Below are 16,288 nucleotides of genomic sequence, written 5' to 3'. Positions count from 1 at the left end.
CCACGCCGCCGGGCAATTATGCCCATGGTCTGTGACCATGAGCATAATGCATTCTACTCGGGATACGGTTACCGGCGGTTACGCCGCCGGCGTCCTCACCAGCTCTCGACGGCCTCCGAACCTTGGCTACGACCGACTACAGCTGCGGAACGATGAGCACCATCCCAGGGAAGATCAGGTTGGGGTCGTCGATGAGGTGGGCGTTCGCCTCGAGCACGCGCGGCCACTGCGAGCCCTGACGGTAGAAGAACGTGGCGATCGACGAGAGCGAGTCGAGCGGCTGCACCGTGTAGATGCCGCGCGCGCCCGTCAGCGTGGCCACCTGCTGCTGGGCCTCCTGGAGCTCGGAGCGGATGCGCGCGAGCTCCGCCTGGCGCTCCTCGCTCACCTGCTCGAGCTGGGTCCGCTGGTCGGACAGCGACTCGAGCTCGCGCGTGAGGTCGGCGGCGCGCGCCCTGGCGCCGTCGAGGTCCAGCGAGGTCGCCCCCAAGCGCTCCTGAAGGTCCGAGCGCAGCGCTTGCGACGCGTCCACCGTGGCGCGCAGGCGCCCCAGCTCCTCGACGGCCTCGTCGCGCTCGACCACCAGTCCGTCGCGTTGGGCAGCGAGCTGATCGCGCTGCGCGGCGGCCTCGTCGCGGGCCGCCGCGAGCCCGTCACGCTCGGAAGCGAGCTCGGCCGCCTGCGCGGCGAACTCGTCGCGCTCGCTCACGGCGGCGGCAAGATCGGCCTGTGCGGCGCTCAGGGCGGTAGCGACCTCGTCACGCTCCGCGACTGCGGCGGCGAGGTCAGCCTGCGCCGCGCTCAGGGTCGTCGCGACCTCGTCACGCTCGCTCACGGCCGCAGCGAGGTCCGCCTGCGTTTCGGTGAGGGCGGTCACGACCTCGTCGCGTTGCTGCATGACGATGTCCAGGCTCATCCTCGCCTCCTCGACGGAAGCCGCCTCCGTAGCGGCGCCCTCCCTCGAGGCACTCTCGGCAGAGGCGGCGTTCGCCCTCTCGGCCACCGCCCTCGCCTCGGACGCCGCGGCGCGGGCGGCTTCCAACTCGATGACGATCGCGTCGCGTTCTTGCATGACCGACGTGAGCCGGCGCGTGAGGTCGTCCCTGGCGACCCGCAGCTCGGCGACCTCGCGATCGGCCGCGTCGCTCAGCGCGCGCAGGTCGGCCAGCTCCGCACGCTCTTGGTCGAGCTCGGTCGTCGCCTGGTTGCGTTCGGCGATGGCCTCGTTCAACTGGGCGGTGACGGCATCGCGCTCGGCGTTGGCCGCGGCGAGGTCGGCGCCGACCTTGTCCCTCTCGGCGTTGGCCTGGCCAAGCTGGGCTTTGACCGAGGCCACCTGGGCAAGAGCGGCGTCGACCCGGCCCTGGGCCTCGGCCAACCCGGCCTCGAGACCGGTCACTCTGTCCTGCAGGTCGGTCACGTTCGCGGCCGCCGTGTCGCGGTCGGCCTCGGCGCGCGCGAGCGTGTCGAGCGCCGCCGCGAGGCTCGCCTCGACGGCCTCCTTCGCGTTCGTCGCCTGGCTCAGTTCGCCCTGGAGACTAGTGACGCGGCCGGACAGGGTCGCGTTCTGCTCGGTGAGCTCCTTCTCCAGCTTGCTCGGACCGCAGGCGAGCAGGAGCGTGAGCGGCATGACCGCCACGAGGACTACGAACGAGGCCCGCCTCCGGCGAGCCGCTGGCCGGATGCTCTGGTTGCGCATGACCGAATATACAAGGTGAGGGGCACTTCAGACGAGACTCATGAGAGCGGCGCGGGGAACGATCGGTAGGCTCAGCGTAGGCCGCCGACGGCGAAGGGCCGGAACTTTCTTCTCAAGACGCTGAACAATGTATTGACACCCGACCCGCTAGCCTCTACACTCCCCTCAAATGACAAGCGAGCGGCCTTCGCGCCACTGTCTGCAACGGCTACGTCAGCACTTCTCGCGGCTGTCCCCAGCCCAGCAGGTCGTCGCGGAGTACATCCTGAAGAACCCGAACGACGCCATGCAGGCCTCCATCCACGAGATCGCGGCGCGCTGCCGGACGAGCGTCGGCACCGTCGTGCGCCTCGCGAAGGACATCGGGTTCGAGGGCGTGAAGGAGATGAAGCTCGCCCTCGCGCTCGAGGTCGGCACCCTCATCCCCAACCTCACCGCGCGCCAGGGGTCCAGCCGAGGGAACGCGGCGGAGCTCCTCGAGAACACGGTCCTCGGCCTGAATGAGACCGCCGAAGCCCTCGACATAGCGGAGCTGCAGCGGGTGGCGCGCCTGATCGCCGAGGCACGCCACGTCGACATCTACGGGGCCAGCACCTCCTACCTCGTCGGGATGGACCTCGTCGAGAAGCTCAAGCGCCTCGGCATCTACGCCTCCGTGTACGAGAACAGCTACATGCAGGCGATCTCGGCCGCCGGCCTCGGGCCGGGCGACGTCGCCATCGGCGTCTCCTACTCCGGTGAGACGCAGAGCGTGGTGGAGTGCGTGGCCATGGCCCGTGAGCAGGGCGCCACCACCGTCGCCCTCACGAACTTCACCGACTCGAGCATCGTGGACGTGTCCGACGTCGTCCTCTCGACCGCCGTTTCGCGCCACCTGATACCCGACGGCAGCCTGGGTGGCCGGATAGCGCAGCTCTACGTCGTGGACGCACTGTTCATAGAGCTGATCGCCTCCGATTCCGAGCGCTTCGATGCGGCCTTCCACCGCTACAACCAGATCCTCCTGCAGAAGGTAGGCAAGTCCCGCGACCGCCTCGGCCTGGGCCTCAAGCATCCGGGCCTCGGCAGGGGCCGGTCGGGTGACGACCCCTCGGCCCCGCCCCCCACCAGGTCCTCGGCCAAGACCCTGACCGTAGAGGCCAGCGCCAAGAAGACGGCCAAGAACGCCAAGAACGCCGGGAAGAAGAGCGGGGCCAAGACCCCGCGTAAGGAGAGCAGCCATGAGTAGCGAAGGTTCGATGCGCGCCGCCGTGTTCCGCGGGGTGCGCGACATCGCAGTGACGGAAGTGGCGCGGCCCACCGCGGAGCCGGGCAAGGTCCTCGTGAAGGTGACGCGCACCGGGATCTGCACGTTCGAGCGGCGCATCTACAGCGGCGCCCAGAAGCACGTCCCCATGCCGTCCATCGCGGGGCACGAGGTCGCCGCGACCGTCGAGGCCGCGCCGGCGGACACGGGCTTCGAGCCGGGCGACCGCGTTGCGCTCGACCTGGTCTACCGCTGCGGCCACTGCTACTACTGCGTGCGCGGCCAGGACAACCAGTGCGTGAAGCTCTACAGCGAGGGGCTCAAGTGGGACGGCCTCCACGTCATCGGCGGCGGCTTCGGCGAGTACATCTCCGTCGACCCCTCCAAGGTCTTCAAGGTCGATCCCACCGTCCCCCACCACATCATCGCGCTCTCGGAGCCGCTCGGCTGCGTGATCCACAGCTTCAGCAAGACGACGGTCGGCCTCGGCGACACGGTATCGGTGATCGGCGCCGGCACGATGGGCTCGCTCCACGTGGTCCTGGCCAAGCTCTACGGCTGCAAGGTGCTGGTCAGCGACCCCGACGAGGAGCGCCTCGCGTTCGTGCGCGACCGCCTCGGAGCCGACGTCACCGTGAACCCGACCAAGGACGACCCCATCGCCGCCGCTAGGGCCATGTCCGCGGGGCGCGGCACCAACGCCGTCTTCGTGACCGCCGGCGTGGCCGCGGCCGCCGAGCAGGCCATCGAGATGGCCGGCAAGTACTCCACCGTGGTCCTGTACGGGTCCACCCACCCGGCCGCCAAGATCCAGGTCGACTGGAACCGCATCCACTACAACGAGATCCGCCTCGACGGCACCGAATCGCGCACCCGGAACGACGTCCGCACGGCCGCCGAGCTCCTCCCGCAGCTCCAGGGGCGGCTCGAGCACCTCGTCTCGCGCCAGATCGCCCTGGAGGAGCTCGCGGAGGAGCTCGAGCACGGAGTGCCGACGGGCGCCACGCAGCGCGTCATCGTGAACTTGGAGGCGTGAACCTTAGAGGCGTGAACCTGGAAGCGTGAAGGCCGCCACCCGTCCAGCCGCCCCATGAGGGACGGACCTCCACCACCGCGCGCCACCCAGCCGGCGCCGAGGCCCCGACCACCGCCTGCGCGACGAGCGCAGAGAGCCCGCAACCGGGCGAAGCCAGAGAGTCAGGAGAGCGAACATGCAAGTCAGCAGCACCAAGGTCCGCAGGCTCCAGAGGGTCTTCCGTGAGGACGGCCGCGCGCTGATCGTGGCCATGGACCACGGGTCCTACATGAACGTCCTCCCCCAGGCAGCAGACCCTGGGAGGATCCTCGACGACGTGCGCGAGGCCGGCGCAGACGCCGTCCTCACCACCCTAGGGATAGCGACGACCTACACGGACCGCCTCGGCGACATGGGCCTCATCCTGCGCCTCGACGGCTCCGGCTCCATGCTCGACCAGGGCTCTACCTTCGAGCAGCGATACACCATCGAGGACGGGCTGCGCGTCGGCGCGGACGCCGTGGCGGCCATGGGCTTCCCCGGCGAGGGCCGGGGCGAGACCCTGCACAACCTCGGCCGGATAGCCAGCCAGTGCACGGCCTGGAACATGCCGCTGCTCGCCGAGATGATGCCGGGCGGCTTCAACCCCAGCCTGCACACCCCGGAGAACATCACGCTCGCCAGTCGCATCGGCGTCGAGCTCGGCGCCGACATCATCAAGACCACCTACACGGGCGACGTGGAGTCGTTCAAGGCCCTCACCGCCGGCGTCTTCGCCCCCGTGGTCGTGCTCGGCGGGAACAGGAAGGGCGAGCTGGTGGATCTCCTCACGATGGTCCACGACTCCCTCCAGGGCGGCGCGAGCGGTGTGGCCGTCGGTCGCAACGTCTGGCAGCACGAGAACGCCGGGGGCGTGGTGCGCGCCCTCGCCCGCATCATCCACGACGGCGCCACCGTCGCGCAGGCAGCCAAGGAGTTCGGGTCGCGGTAGTGACCGTGTAGCCGATGATCAGAGCGACCGCCCAGACCATCGCCAGACGCTCCGCCACGTTCGCGGGGGAGCTGTGGGCGCTTGCGGCGGTCGTCGGCTACACCGGCTCGAACCTGTTCGGCCGCGCGGGCGTCGCCTTGGGCAACCCCGTCGCCGGCCCCCTGCTGCGCGACCTCCCGAGCTTCCTGCTCGGGCTGTCGCTGCTGAGCCGCGCGGGACGCTACCGCCAGCTCTTACCCGGTCGGAGCGCTTTCCAAGGCGCCAAGCTGGTCCCCTTCGTCCTCAGCGGCGCCATCTCGGTCATCGGCACCTTCGCGTTCTTCTTCTCACTGAGCATCGGCGGCGTGAACATCGCGGTGCCCGTCCTCCAGACTCAGCTCCTCTGGGGCGCCCTCTTCGGCTGGCTCCTCCTCGGCGAGCGCGTCCTGCCCCGGGGCGTCTTCGGCATCGCCGTGACGTTCGCCGGCCTGTGCGTGCTCGCCGTCGGGCAGAGCAGGGGCACCCCCGTGTCCGACGCCTGGTTCACGGCCTTGCTGTTGGCGCTGGTGCCGGCGGTGGCCTGGGGCCTCTCCGGCGTCATCTGGCGCCGCGGCCAGATGCAAGGCGTCGAGCGCTCCGCCGGCATGACCGTGCACTACGGCACGTCGGTCCTCGTCAGCCTGAGCTTCCTCATCATCGCCCGTCAGCTGGACGTGTACCGGGCGCTCGGCTGGGAGAGCCTGGTCTCGCTCGTCATGAGCGGCATCTGCGGTGGCGTGATCGCCGCGTTCGCCATGTTCACCGCCATCAAGCTCCTGCCGGCCGCCACCGTCTTCGTCCTGAACGGCCTCACGCCCCTCCTCACCGCGGTGGGGGGAGCCTGGTTCCTTGGGGAGTACGTCAACCCGCTCATGTGGGCAGGCATCGCGCTCACCAGCCTCGGCGTCGTCGTGTTCCAGGTCACCAAGCCCGTCAGGGTCGGCGCGCCGGTCGTGCCGGCAGACGTGCCGGCAGACGTGCCGGCGGCGGGCGCCCCCGGCGCGCCGGGCGCCGCGACGGCCGCGCCGGCATCCGACCCGCGCCCCGGGAGGCGGCGTCCATGAGCCGGCCCGAACGCCCACGCCCCACGGGCGGACCCGGCGACCTCGTCCTGGGCGTCGACCTCGGCACCACGGGCTTCAAGGCCGGGGCGTTCGACGCCGAGGGGCACCTCGTGGCGGCGGGCAAGGTGGAGTACGCGCTCGATCGGCCGCGCGCCGCGTGGGCGGAGCAGCCCGCCGAGCGTTGGTGGGAGGCGTTCGAGCTGGTGCTGAGCCAGATCCGCGAGAACGTCGACACGCGCCTCATCCGTGCCATCTCCGTGGCGGGTCAGTCGCCGACCGTCGTGCCCGTGGGCCCGGACGGCGCAGCGCTCAGGCCGGCCATCACGTGGGCCGACCGGCGCGCGGTCGCGCAGGCCGCCTGGATGACGGAGACGTTGGGGGCCGGCTTCGTGAGCATCGAGTTCGAGTCCTTGCCACGCGTCCTTTGGATCAGGGACAACGAGCCGGAAGTGTTCGGGCGCACCGCGGCCTTCCTGCAGTCTTACGAGTACCTCGCCTTGCGGCTGACGGGCGCGGCCGTGACCATCGAGCCGCTCGACGGCTTGCCGAGCTGGACCGACGACCGCTTGGAGCGCCTGGGCCTGGAACGGACCCGCTTCCCCGCTCGCACGGTGGGCGCCGGCCGCGTCATCGGCACGGTGCGCCCCGCCGTGGCCGAGGCCATCGGCTTGCACCCCGAGGCACAAGTGGTGAGCGGCACCGTCGACGCGTTCGCGCACTGGATCGGCGTGAACTTGAGCCGCCACTGCCAGCTCTCCAACATCGGCGGCACCTCGGAGGGCGTGGCTTTCGCCTCCGACGCGCCCCTCACCGACCCGAGGCACCGGGTCTTCCGCATGCGCAGCCCCTTCGGCGCCGGCTGGGTGATAGGCGGCGCCATGTCGAACAGCGGCGGCCTCCTCGACTGGGCGGTCGCCAAGCTGGGCGGTCAGCGCGCCGACCACGACTCCGTGCTCGCCGCCATCGCCCGCGTGAGGCCAGGCAGCGAGGGCCTGATCGCCCTCCCATACTTCCGCGGCGAGCGGACCCCCATCTACGACGCCGACGCCCGCGGCTGCTTCTTCGGCGTGACCGCCGAGCACGGCCCCGAGCACCTCGGACGGGCGCTCCTCGAGGGCGTGGCCTTCGGCCTGCGTCAGGTCGTCGGCATCCTCTCGGACATCGGCGGCGACGTCGAGCGCGTCGTGATCAGCGGGGGGACCGCCCGCGCCGCCGCGTGGAACCGGATCAAGGCCGACGTCCTCGGGAAGCCCGTCCACGTACCCTCGGTCACAGACTCCGGCGTGCTCGGCGCCGCGATCCTCGCGCGCGCCGCCGTAAGCGACGAGCCGCTGAGCCAAGTGGCGCAGCGCATGGTCCACGATCGGGAGGTGATAGAACCGGACGCGAAGAACACGGCGGTCTACGACCAGACGTACCCGCTCTTCCTCGAGCTCTACGAGCGCCTGAAGGAGCCGTACCGCCGCCTGGCCGAGTTGAGCCCATCAGCGTAGTCCCGACTCGGACCCCTCCACCCATCGATGACGCAACACCACAGAAGGAGAGCCGTAATGAATAAGCGTGGCTTGTCGATCGTAGTCGCTCTAGCGTTGGCGCTTGGCCTTGGCTACGGCCTCGCGCAACAGACCTTCGACGTAGCGGTGTTCTTCCCCGGCACCTTGGGCGGCAACCCGCTCGAGCCGCCGATCACCGCCGGCGTGGCGCGCGTCCGCCAGGACTTCCCGAACGTCACGGTGCGCGTGGTGGAGGGCGGCGCCGCCTCGGACTGGGAGTCCGGGCTGACCGCCCTCGTGGCCACCCAGACGTACGAGCTGATCATCACCCTCACCGACGGGATGCCGCAGATCCTCCAGTCGGTGTCTGCCATGTTCCCCGACCAGAAGTACGCGCTGCTCGACTCCGCCGTCGAGGGGCTGCCCAACGTCTACTCGCTGATGTACTCCGACGAGGCGCTCGGCTTCGTCGGCGGCGTGTTCGCCGGCCTCCTCTCCAAGAACTTCAGCATGTCCGGCGACTCCGCCAGCCCCAAGGTGGGCCTGCTCGCCGGCACGCCGTACCCGCAGATGGACAACAAGATCCACCCGGGCTACGCGGCCGGCGCGCACTACGTCGACCCCAGCATCGAGGTGCTGTTCGCGGCCGTCGGCGACTGGAACAACCCCAACCGGGCCCGCGACCTCGCCCTCAACATGTTCAACCGCGGCACCACGGCCATCATGTCGATCACGGGCGGCGGCGACCCGGGCGTACACAAGGCGGCCTCGGAGACCGGCCGCTACGCCATCGCGGTCAACACCAACCAGAACGCCTCCATGCCGGGCGTCATCCTCGGCTCGGTGCTCAAGCGCATCGACAACTCCATCCACAGCGCCGTCGAGGCGGCGTTGGCCGGCACCCTGCCCTACGGCACGACCGACATCGCCGGCGTGAAGGAAGGCGCCATCTCGATAGCGGACGACGACCTGTACAGGGAGTTCGTGCCTGGGTCGATCCGTGACGAGCTGGCTTCCGTCATGGACGGCATCGTTTCCGGCGAGATCGACCTCGCGGCCCTCCTCCAGGCCGAGTTGGGCAACTGAGTCAGTAGGACTAGTCGCGGGAGTGGCGCTCCCCTTCGTAAGGGGCGCCGCTCCCTCCCTCACCCCCCGCCCAAGGAGACCTCGGCATGGCCCCGTATCTGGTGTGTGAAGGCCTCTCGAAGACGTACGGCGGAACCCTGCGCGCCCTCCAGGGGGTCAGCCTGAGCGTCGAGCGGGGGAAGGTACACGCGTTCATCGGGGAGAACAGCGCCGGTAAGAGCACGCTCGCCAAGATCATCGGCGGGATGGTGGCGCCGGACGCCGGGAGCATGAGCTTCGACGGCAAGCCCTACGCCCCCGGTAAGCCGCGAGACGCGCACGCGCACGGGATCGGCATGGTGCATCAGCACTTCACGCTGTTCCCGGCCCTCACGGTCGCGGAGAACATAGTCCTGGGCGACGAGCCTACCCGCCTCGGCCAGGTCGACATCGCCAGGGCCGTGGAGGAGGTGAGGGCGTTGTCCGAGGAGTACGGCATGCCCCTCGACCCCAGGCGGCGCCTCCACGACCTGTCGGTAGGCGAGCAGCAGCGGGTCGAGATCCTGAAGGAGCTGCGCCGCGACGTCGAGCTCCTCATCCTCGACGAGCCCACCGCCGTCCTCACGCCCCAGGAGGTCGAGAAGCTCTTCAAGGGCATCCGGCGCCTGATCCGCGAGAACCGGACCGTCATCTTCATCGCCCACAAGCTCGAGGAAGTGCTCGCCATCGCGGACGAGATCACGGTCATGCGCAAAGGCCGGGTAGTCGGGCACCGCGACCGCGCCGAGGCCACCAAGGAGGAGCTCGTGCGGCTCATGGTGGGCGAGAGCCTGCCGTTGGACGTGCGGCGCTACGGCGGCGAACCGGGGGGCGAGAAGCTCGTCACACGCGAGCTGACCATCCGGGACGAACGGGGGCGGCTAGAACTCGACGGGATCACGTTGAGCGTCAACGCGGGCGAGATCCTCGGCCTGGCCGGCGTGGAAGGGAACGGCCAGCGGGCGCTCGAGCAGGTGCTCGGCGGGTTGATCGAGCCCACCACCGGCAGCGTGGTCCTCAACGGGGCGGCCATCACGCGCGCTTCGCCAGCCAGGCGGCGCAGGCTGGGCCTCGCCTACGTCCCGGCCGACCGGCTGGAGTGGGGCTGCGCCCCCCAGGCGAGCGTCTTCGAGAACGCCATGACGCAGTGCTACAGGCGCGAATCCACCGCAGGTATCTTGCGACGCAGGCGGCTGCGGCAGGTCGTCCGCTCCATGTTCGAGCGCTTCGACGTCCGCGCGCCCGACCTCGACTCCCCTATCTCCTCCCTCTCTGGCGGCAACATCCAGAAGCTGATCCTGGCGCGCGAGCTCGGCTCCGAGCGGAGCGAGCGGCTGGAAGCGATCGTCATCTCCAACCCCAGCCGCGGCATCGACATCAGGGGCGTGCAGTTCGTCCACGACCTGCTCGCGGGCTACCGCGACGCCGGCTGCGCCGTCCTCCTGATCTCCACCGACCTGGACGAGATCCTCGCCCTCAGCGACCGCATCGGCGTGCTCTACACGGGCAGGCTCGTCGCCATGCTGCCCGGCCAAGGCCGCACCAGCAAGACGGAGCTGGGGCGCTACATGCTGCAGGGCGACGACAAGGAGCGTGCGGCATGACCGACCGCCTGCTCGATCGACTCGCCGACGGGCTCAGCCTCGCCTTGACCATCGGCGTGGCGCTCGTCGCCGGGGCAGTCATCATCTGGCTGACGAGCGCCGACCCTGGCCACGCCCTCCGCGCCTTCTTCCTCGGCCCGTTCCAGAACAAGCTCTTCTTCGGCAACATGCTGCAGACGGCGGCGCCCCTCCTGTTGACGGGCCTCGGCGTCGCGGTGGCCTTCCAGGTCGGCGCCGTGAACCTCGGCGCCGAAGGCCAGGTGTACGCGGGGGCGCTGGCCGGCGCGACGCTCCTACTGTTCCCACCGTTCGTCAGCCCGTGGCTGATCCCCGTCGCCGTGGTGGCGGCCGGAGCGGCCGGCGCGCTCTTCGCCTGGCTCGCCGGTTGGTTGCGGACGCGCTTCGGCGCCACGGAAGTCATCGGCTCGTTCCTGATCGGCGCGGCGCTCATCCAGCTCTTCGACTTCTTCCTCAGGCGCTACCTGGCCGACCCCACGGCGGGCTTCCCCACCTCCAAGCCGCTCGCCGCCACCTTCCGCCTCGCGAGGCTGCTGCCGCCTTCGAACCTCAACGTCATGTTCGCGATCGGCATCGTGCTGGCGGTCGTGGCCTTCTTCGTGCTGTACCGCACGACCTTCGGCTACCGCATCCGCCTGACGGGTCTGAGCGTGAAGTACGCGCGCTACAGCGGCATCCGCGTCGGGTGGCACTTCCTCGTGGCCATGGCCATCAGCGGGGCGTTGGCCGGCATCGCCGGCGTGGGGGAGGTGATGGGGGTGCAGGGCCGCCTCGTGACGGGCCTCTCGAACAACCTCGGTTGGAACGGCGTAACCGTGGCGCTGGTCGCGCGCCTCCATCCTCTAGGAGTGATCCCGGCAGCGCTCCTCTACGGCTACCTGCACTCCGGTGCCACGGTAGCGGGCCTCATGTCGGACGTCTCGCCCCGCATAGCCTCGATCATCCAGTCCTTGATCTTCTACATGATCACGGCGCAGGCCATCTACGTCTGGCTGAGGCGAAGGCTGGGAGCCGCACGCGCGAACGCGGGGCCCGGTGGCGCCCTGCCGAGCGGCGCGACCGGAAGGCCACGGCGTCAGGGCGGCCCGAGCGCCGCGCGGAGCGACCGATGAGCTCACTGGCGGAGGTCTTCAACCTGCAGTTGCTGTTCGACGTGCTGCGCATGACGACGCCCATCCTCCTGCTAGCGCTCGGTGGCATGATCACCGACAGGGCGGGGGTGCTCAACATCGCCCTGGAGGGGCTCCTGGTGTTCGGAGCCTTCGCCGCGGTCGTCGGCACCGGCATGACGGGGAACCTGCTCGTCGGCGTGGTCGCCGCCCTCGTCGGCAGCGGGCTCCTGTCGCTCGCCTTCGCATGGTTCGCCCTGTACCTACGCGGCAACATCTTCATCGTCGGCCTCGCCACGAACGCGTTCGCGGCCGCCGTCACCACCTACGCCTCGTGGCTGATCTCGGGGCGCGAGGGCTCGCTCAGCTACCCGCAGGCGCCCACGATCGGCCCAATCACCGTGCCGCTGGTGAAGGACGTCCACTTCCTGTCGTTCCTGAGCGGCCACACGGTCATCGACTACACGGCCTGGGCCCTCGTGCTCGTGGTCTCGTTCGTGGTGTTCCGCACGCGCATGGGGCTGCGCCTCAGGGCGGTCGGGCAAGAGCCGCTGGCGGCGCGAGCAGTCGGGCTGTCGGTCCGCCGCATCAGGTACCTCGCCGTGCTGGCTAGTGGGCTCCTCGCCGGGCTGGCCGGCGCCCAGCTCTCCCTGACCCTCGGGGGCTTCGTCCAGAACATGTCCGCCGGGCGCGGGTGGATCGGACTCGTCGCCTCGATAGTGGGGAGCGGGACGGCGTTCGGGTCCGCCGCGGCCTCGCTCCTGTTCGGGGCCACGGAGGGGGTGGCGAACTCGCTCCAGATCACCGCTCCCAAGGTGCCGGCCCAGCTCCTCTTCGCCCTGCCCTATGTGATCACCCTTGCAGCCCTGGTGTTCTACAGTGCTACCCGCTCACGCAAGAAGGGCGTGCTCGACACGTGAGCGCGCCCTCGCCCTTCAGGAGGATATGCACTTGAGAGAGTTCGGCCTTTACATAGACGGCGAGTGGACCGATGCGCTCGGTGGCGGCACCTTCGAGGTCATCGACCCAGCCAACGGCCGCCCGGTCGCGCGAGTGGCGCGCGGCGGCGCGCAGGACGTCGAGCGCGCGGTGCGCGCGGCGACCAAGGCCGCGGCGGCTTGGCAGGCCATGCCGCTGCGCGAGCGCGCGGCCGCCATGCGGCGAGTAGCCGACCTCATGCAGCGCGACACGGAGGAGCTGGCGCTACTCGAGACGCTGGACTCCGGTGGCACGCTCTGGTACTCGGAGGTGACCGTGACGGACATCGCGGCCAAGCGGTTCGAGTACTTCGCCGGCCTCGTCGACAAGGTCGAGGGGCAGCAGATCCCGGTCTCCGCGAACCACCTCGTCTACACGGCCCTCGAGCCGCTCGGGGTGACCGCTCACATCATCCCGTGGAACGGGCCGCTCTGGGAGGCGTCGCGCAGCGTGCCCCCGGCCTTGGCGGCCGGGAACGCCGTCATCCTGAAGCCCGCCCAGGAGGCGCTCCTCGGCGCCATCAAGCTCGGCGAGCTCGCCAAGGAGGCGGGGCTGCCAGACGGCCTCGTCAACGTGATCCCCGGGCCCGGCTCGGACGTTGGGGAGGCGTTGGTCCAGCACCCAGGCATCCACGGCATCACGTTCACCGGCTCCGTAGCCACCGGCCAGCGGATCATGCGCGGGGCGGCGGCCACCATGAAGCGCCTCGTGCTGGAGCTCGGCGGCAACGCCGCGAACATCGTCTTCGACGACGCCGACCTGGAGCGGGCCGTGGAAGGCAGCGTCTGGGCCGCGTTCTCAAACTCGGGTCAGATCTGCGTGTCCGGGCCTCGCATACTGGTGCACGAGTCCGTGCGCGAGGAGTTCACGGCGCGTTTCGTCGAGCGCGTCAAGAGCCTGAGCGTGGGACCGGGCGTGGAGAACCACCCCATCGGCCCCGTCGTCTCGGAGCACCACATGCGCTCCGTGCTCGACTACATCGAGGTCGGTAAGCAGGAGGGCGCGAAGCTCCTGACGGGCGGTCAACGCGCGACGGACGGGGCGTTACGCGACGGTTACTTCGTGATGCCAACGGTCTTCGACGACGTGACCCCGAGCATGCGCATCTGGCGCGAGGAGATCTTCGGTCCGGTCGTGACCATCACGGGCTTCCGCACCGAGGAGGAGGCCGTGCACATGGCGAACGACACCGAGTACGGCCTTGCCAACGGCATGTGGACGCAGAGCCTAGCGCGCGCGCACCGGGTGGCCCGGCTCCTGCAATCCGGCCAGGTGTACGTGAACGAGTGGTTCTGCGGCGATATCCAGTGCCCCGCCGGGGGGTACAAGATGAGCGGCATAGGGCGCGAGGAAGGCCAGCAGGCGCTGGGGAACTACCTGCAGCTGAAGAGCGTCAGGGTGAACTTGGGGTAGCTGGCGCCCCTCGGTGGGCGACGACCGAGTCGGTGTCGCGGCCGGGAGCGGCTGCGGCATCCACGGCAGGGAGCGCAGCGCCCGCGTCGGACCCAGCACCGCTCACCGCTGCGCCCATGTCCCGGCCGACGCCCAGCGCCGCCCCGCGCCAGCCACGTAATCCGTCTGGAGCTCGTTCTCCAGCGCCTTCGGCTGTGCCACGCGCACGCAGCGGATGGCCTCCTCCGCAGAGAGCCCGTAGCTCGCGAGGGTGAGCGCCGCCACCGTGCCCGTGCGGCCGTGCCCGCCCATACAGTGGATAACGACGGTCTCGCCGGCGGCCAGCGCAGACCGGACTGTGGCGATCAGCCTGTCTACCTCCCCCTCCTGGCCGGCGCGCGGCACCCGCGTGTCCTGGATGGGGAAGTGCTCCGTGCGCACGCCGCAGGCCTCGGCCACCGTGAACAGGTCGGGGATCCCGAGGTCCTCGTACTCGAAGTCCTCCAGCAAGGACACCAGTAGGTCCGCGCCGTGCGCCTCGCGCAGGCGCTCCATGTCCTGACGCAGGTCGCGGTCCCAGTAGACGCCCTCGTCACTGCCGTAGGCCTTCTTGCCGGGCGCGAAGGTCAGGCCCAGGCGGCCGGGCGTGCCGTGGGCCGCGTCGGCGACCCAGAACACCTTGATGGGGCTGTCCACCGAGGTAAGGCGGCCAGCGTGGGTCATGGTCGATCTCCTATCATCGCGCTGAGCGCGCGCAGCAGCATAGTGGCGGAACCCGTCATGTACCGTTGCGGCCCCAGCGCCGCCCGGCGAACCCGGTCAACGAACCGGGTTCGCCGCGCTCGGCTCCGCCTACCCCTTCCCGTCGCTTCCTGTCGCAAGACGAAGCTAGCATGCCTTCAGAGGGCCGGGTGGCAGCTCGCCTCCGGTTGTAGTGTGTGCTCAAAGCTACATGGCGGCGAACCAAGCAGACCAGGAGGTCCATGGATGCGTCGATCTCGATGATCCCCATCATGGCCAATACGTTCCATAGGCCGTACGACGAGCTTACCGAGGACGAGCAGAGGCTCGTGAACGACCTAGTCGTGAAGTTGCATCGCGGCATCTACACACCCGGCCAGAACCTCGAGAAGCTCGGCGGCGCGGCCTCGAACGCCCACTCCATGCGGGTGAACGACGACGTCAGGCTCATCCTCAGCGTTCAAGGGCAGTACGCCGTCCTGTGCTACGTCGGCCACCACGACGACGCCTACAGGTGGGCGGAGAGCCACAGGCTGGAGGTGAACGAGGACACGGGAGCGGCCCAGTTCGTGGTCATCGACGAGAAGACCGTCGAGGTGGTCAAGCGCAAGGTCGTCGACCAGGAGCCCGAGACGCCCGAGGAACGCCTCAGCCGTCGCCCCTTCAAGCACCTGGCGGACGCGCGCCTCGGGCAGCTCGGCGTGCCGAAGGCATGGCGCGCGCTCGTGCGCGACGCCTCCGAGGAGACGTTCCTCGGCGAGCTCGGCAAGCAGCTCCCAGAAGAGGCTCGTGAGTACCTCCTCGAGATCGCGGCCGGTGGCACGCCTAAACTCCCGGCCAAGGTCGCCGGCCGCGACCCCTTCGACCACCCGGACGCCAGGCGCCGCTTCCGCATACTGAACGTCGACGACGACGCGTTGCGCCGTGCCCTCGCCGAGCCGTGGGAGGACTGGGAGGTCTTCCTCCACCCCGCCCAGCAGGACGCGGTGGACCGCAGCCATAGCGGCCCCGCCCGCGTGAGCGGCGGCCCTGGCACGGGCAAGACCGTCGTGGCCGTGCACCGCGCGGCCAGGCTGGCCCGCGAGGGGCGCGGGAAGGTGCTGCTCACGTCGTTCTCCAAGACGCTGGCCGAGCGTCTGCAAGAGCAAGTGAACTCGCTGATGCGCCTGGAGCCCGAAGCCAGAGCGCGGGTCGACGTCGTCCACCTCCACCAGGTGGCCGTGCGCGGCTACAACGACCGCTCGCCGCGGCCCTTCAAGGCGTTGCAGAGCGCCGGGCTCGACGAGCTGCTGCGGCGGGCCTGGAACGAAGCGGGCGGCGGCGGGCAGACGCTGGCGTTCGCGGAAGCCGAGTGGGACATGGTCGTCGACCCGCACGGCCTCCGCGACTTCGCGTCGTACCGGGTGACCGAGCGAGCCACGCGCGTCACGCCCCTCGGGCCGCCCGCGCGGGAGCGGCTCTGGCCCGTGTTCGACCGCCTGCACGAGCTGCTGGACGAGGAAGGGCTCACCACGTGGTCGGGCGTGTGCTGGCGCTTCGCGCGCATGTTGGACGAGGCCGGCGAGCGCCCGTACACGCACGTCGTGGCTGACGAGGCGCAGGACCTCGGGCCTGCCGAGCTGAGGCTCCTGCGCGCGCTGGCCCCGGAGGGCGAGAACGACGTGTTCATCGCCGGCGACGGCTACCAACGCATCTTCAAGCCCCGCACGTCGTTCCTGGCCGCGGGGCTGGAAGTGCGCGGCCGGTCGAGCGTCCTCCGCCTCAACTACCGCACCACGGAGGAGATCAGGAAGGCGGCCGACGCGCTCGTGGCGCG

The 16,288-nt window shown here is 70.0% G+C and carries 12 protein-coding genes and 1 pseudogene; 11 read left to right on the top strand and 2 right to left on the bottom strand.

Features of this window, described 5'->3' with window-relative positions; genetic code table 11:
* Positions 1-136: 136 nt before the first annotated feature.
* A complete protein-coding gene (locus M9914_13920; GenBank protein MCO5175271.1) occupies positions 137-1,699 on the bottom strand; it encodes a LysM peptidoglycan-binding domain-containing protein in 1,563 nt (520 codons plus the stop codon).
* A 169-nt stretch (positions 1,700-1,868) separates the two neighbouring features.
* On the opposite strand from M9914_13920, the gene M9914_13915 reads away from it, so the two are divergent.
* From M9914_13915 to M9914_13870, 10 genes are all read left to right on the top strand, one after another.
* Positions 1,869-2,927 carry a MurR/RpiR family transcriptional regulator gene (locus M9914_13915; protein MCO5175270.1) on the top strand — a complete coding sequence of 353 codons (1,059 nt, stop codon included), beginning with the start codon at positions 1,869-1,871 and terminating at the stop codon, positions 2,925-2,927.
* The gene (locus M9914_13910; protein MCO5175269.1) at positions 2,920-3,981 is read left to right on the top strand and encodes an alcohol dehydrogenase catalytic domain-containing protein; all 1,062 of its coding nucleotides are present in this window, start codon (positions 2,920-2,922) and stop codon (positions 3,979-3,981) included. Before M9914_13915 ends, M9914_13910 begins: the two co-directional genes overlap by 8 nt.
* Before the next feature lie 175 nt (positions 3,982-4,156).
* On the top strand, positions 4,157-4,951 hold the full coding sequence (locus M9914_13905; GenBank protein ID MCO5175268.1) for a hypothetical protein: 795 nt from the start codon (positions 4,157-4,159) through the stop codon (positions 4,949-4,951).
* A 14-nt stretch (positions 4,952-4,965) separates the two neighbouring features.
* Entirely contained in the window at positions 4,966-6,033 is a 1,068-nt protein-coding gene (locus M9914_13900) for a DMT family transporter (GenBank protein MCO5175267.1), read from the top strand.
* Positions 6,030-7,526, top strand: coding sequence for an FGGY-family carbohydrate kinase (locus tag M9914_13895; protein MCO5175266.1), 1,497 nt, complete (start codon positions 6,030-6,032; stop codon positions 7,524-7,526). Before M9914_13900 ends, M9914_13895 begins: the two co-directional genes overlap by 4 nt.
* Positions 7,527-7,583: 57 nt before the next feature.
* Entirely contained in the window at positions 7,584-8,612 is a 1,029-nt protein-coding gene (locus M9914_13890; protein ID MCO5175265.1) for a BMP family ABC transporter substrate-binding protein, read from the top strand.
* Positions 8,613-8,698: 86 nt separating this feature from the next.
* Positions 8,699-10,234, top strand: coding sequence for an ABC transporter ATP-binding protein (locus M9914_13885; protein ID MCO5175264.1), 1,536 nt, complete (start codon positions 8,699-8,701; stop codon positions 10,232-10,234).
* The gene (locus tag M9914_13880; protein MCO5175263.1) at positions 10,231-11,364 is read left to right on the top strand and encodes an ABC transporter permease; all 1,134 of its coding nucleotides are present in this window, start codon (positions 10,231-10,233) and stop codon (positions 11,362-11,364) included. Before M9914_13885 ends, M9914_13880 begins: the two co-directional genes overlap by 4 nt.
* Entirely contained in the window at positions 11,361-12,281 is a 921-nt protein-coding gene (locus M9914_13875; protein MCO5175262.1) for an ABC transporter permease, read from the top strand. The genes M9914_13880 and M9914_13875 overlap by 4 nt, the downstream gene beginning before the upstream one ends.
* A gap of 31 nt (positions 12,282-12,312) precedes the next feature.
* A complete protein-coding gene (locus M9914_13870; protein MCO5175261.1) occupies positions 12,313-13,752 on the top strand; it encodes an aldehyde dehydrogenase family protein in 1,440 nt (479 codons plus the stop codon).
* A gap of 276 nt (positions 13,753-14,028) precedes the next feature.
* On the opposite strand, the pseudogene M9914_13865 reads toward M9914_13870, so the two are convergent.
* Positions 14,029-14,454: pseudogene (locus M9914_13865) on the bottom strand (hypothetical protein).
* 260 nt (positions 14,455-14,714) lie between these two features.
* Between M9914_13865 and M9914_13860 the strand changes: the two are divergent.
* The coding region (locus tag M9914_13860) for an AAA family ATPase (GenBank protein ID MCO5175260.1) at positions 14,715-16,288 on the top strand (1,574 nt) is incomplete at its 3' end.

Source organism: Trueperaceae bacterium (assembly GCA_023954415.1).
Classification (GTDB): Bacteria; Deinococcota; Deinococci; order Deinococcales; family Trueperaceae; genus JAAYYF01.
The sequence above is the reverse complement of the archived record's forward strand: the minus strand, read 5'-3'. Positions and strand labels throughout refer to the sequence as shown.

What these genes read in the sequence shown, in the direction of transcription:
- M9914_13920 (MCO5175271.1), bottom strand. Translation starts at nt 1,699, where the DNA reads ATGCGCAACCAGAGCATCCGGCCAGCGGCTCGCCGGAGGCGGGCCTCG.
- M9914_13915 (MCO5175270.1), top strand. Translation starts at nt 1,869, where the DNA reads ATGACAAGCGAGCGGCCTTCGCGCCACTGTCTGCAACGGCTACGTCAG.
- M9914_13910 (MCO5175269.1), top strand. Translation starts at nt 2,920, where the DNA reads ATGAGTAGCGAAGGTTCGATGCGCGCCGCCGTGTTCCGCGGGGTGCGC.
- M9914_13905 (MCO5175268.1), top strand. Translation starts at nt 4,157, where the DNA reads ATGCAAGTCAGCAGCACCAAGGTCCGCAGGCTCCAGAGGGTCTTCCGT.
- M9914_13900 (MCO5175267.1), top strand. Translation starts at nt 4,966, where the DNA reads ATGATCAGAGCGACCGCCCAGACCATCGCCAGACGCTCCGCCACGTTC.
- M9914_13895 (MCO5175266.1), top strand. Translation starts at nt 6,030, where the DNA reads ATGAGCCGGCCCGAACGCCCACGCCCCACGGGCGGACCCGGCGACCTC.
- M9914_13890 (MCO5175265.1), top strand. Translation starts at nt 7,584, where the DNA reads ATGAATAAGCGTGGCTTGTCGATCGTAGTCGCTCTAGCGTTGGCGCTT.
- M9914_13885 (MCO5175264.1), top strand. Translation starts at nt 8,699, where the DNA reads ATGGCCCCGTATCTGGTGTGTGAAGGCCTCTCGAAGACGTACGGCGGA.
- M9914_13880 (MCO5175263.1), top strand. Translation starts at nt 10,231, where the DNA reads ATGACCGACCGCCTGCTCGATCGACTCGCCGACGGGCTCAGCCTCGCC.
- M9914_13875 (MCO5175262.1), top strand. Translation starts at nt 11,361, where the DNA reads ATGAGCTCACTGGCGGAGGTCTTCAACCTGCAGTTGCTGTTCGACGTG.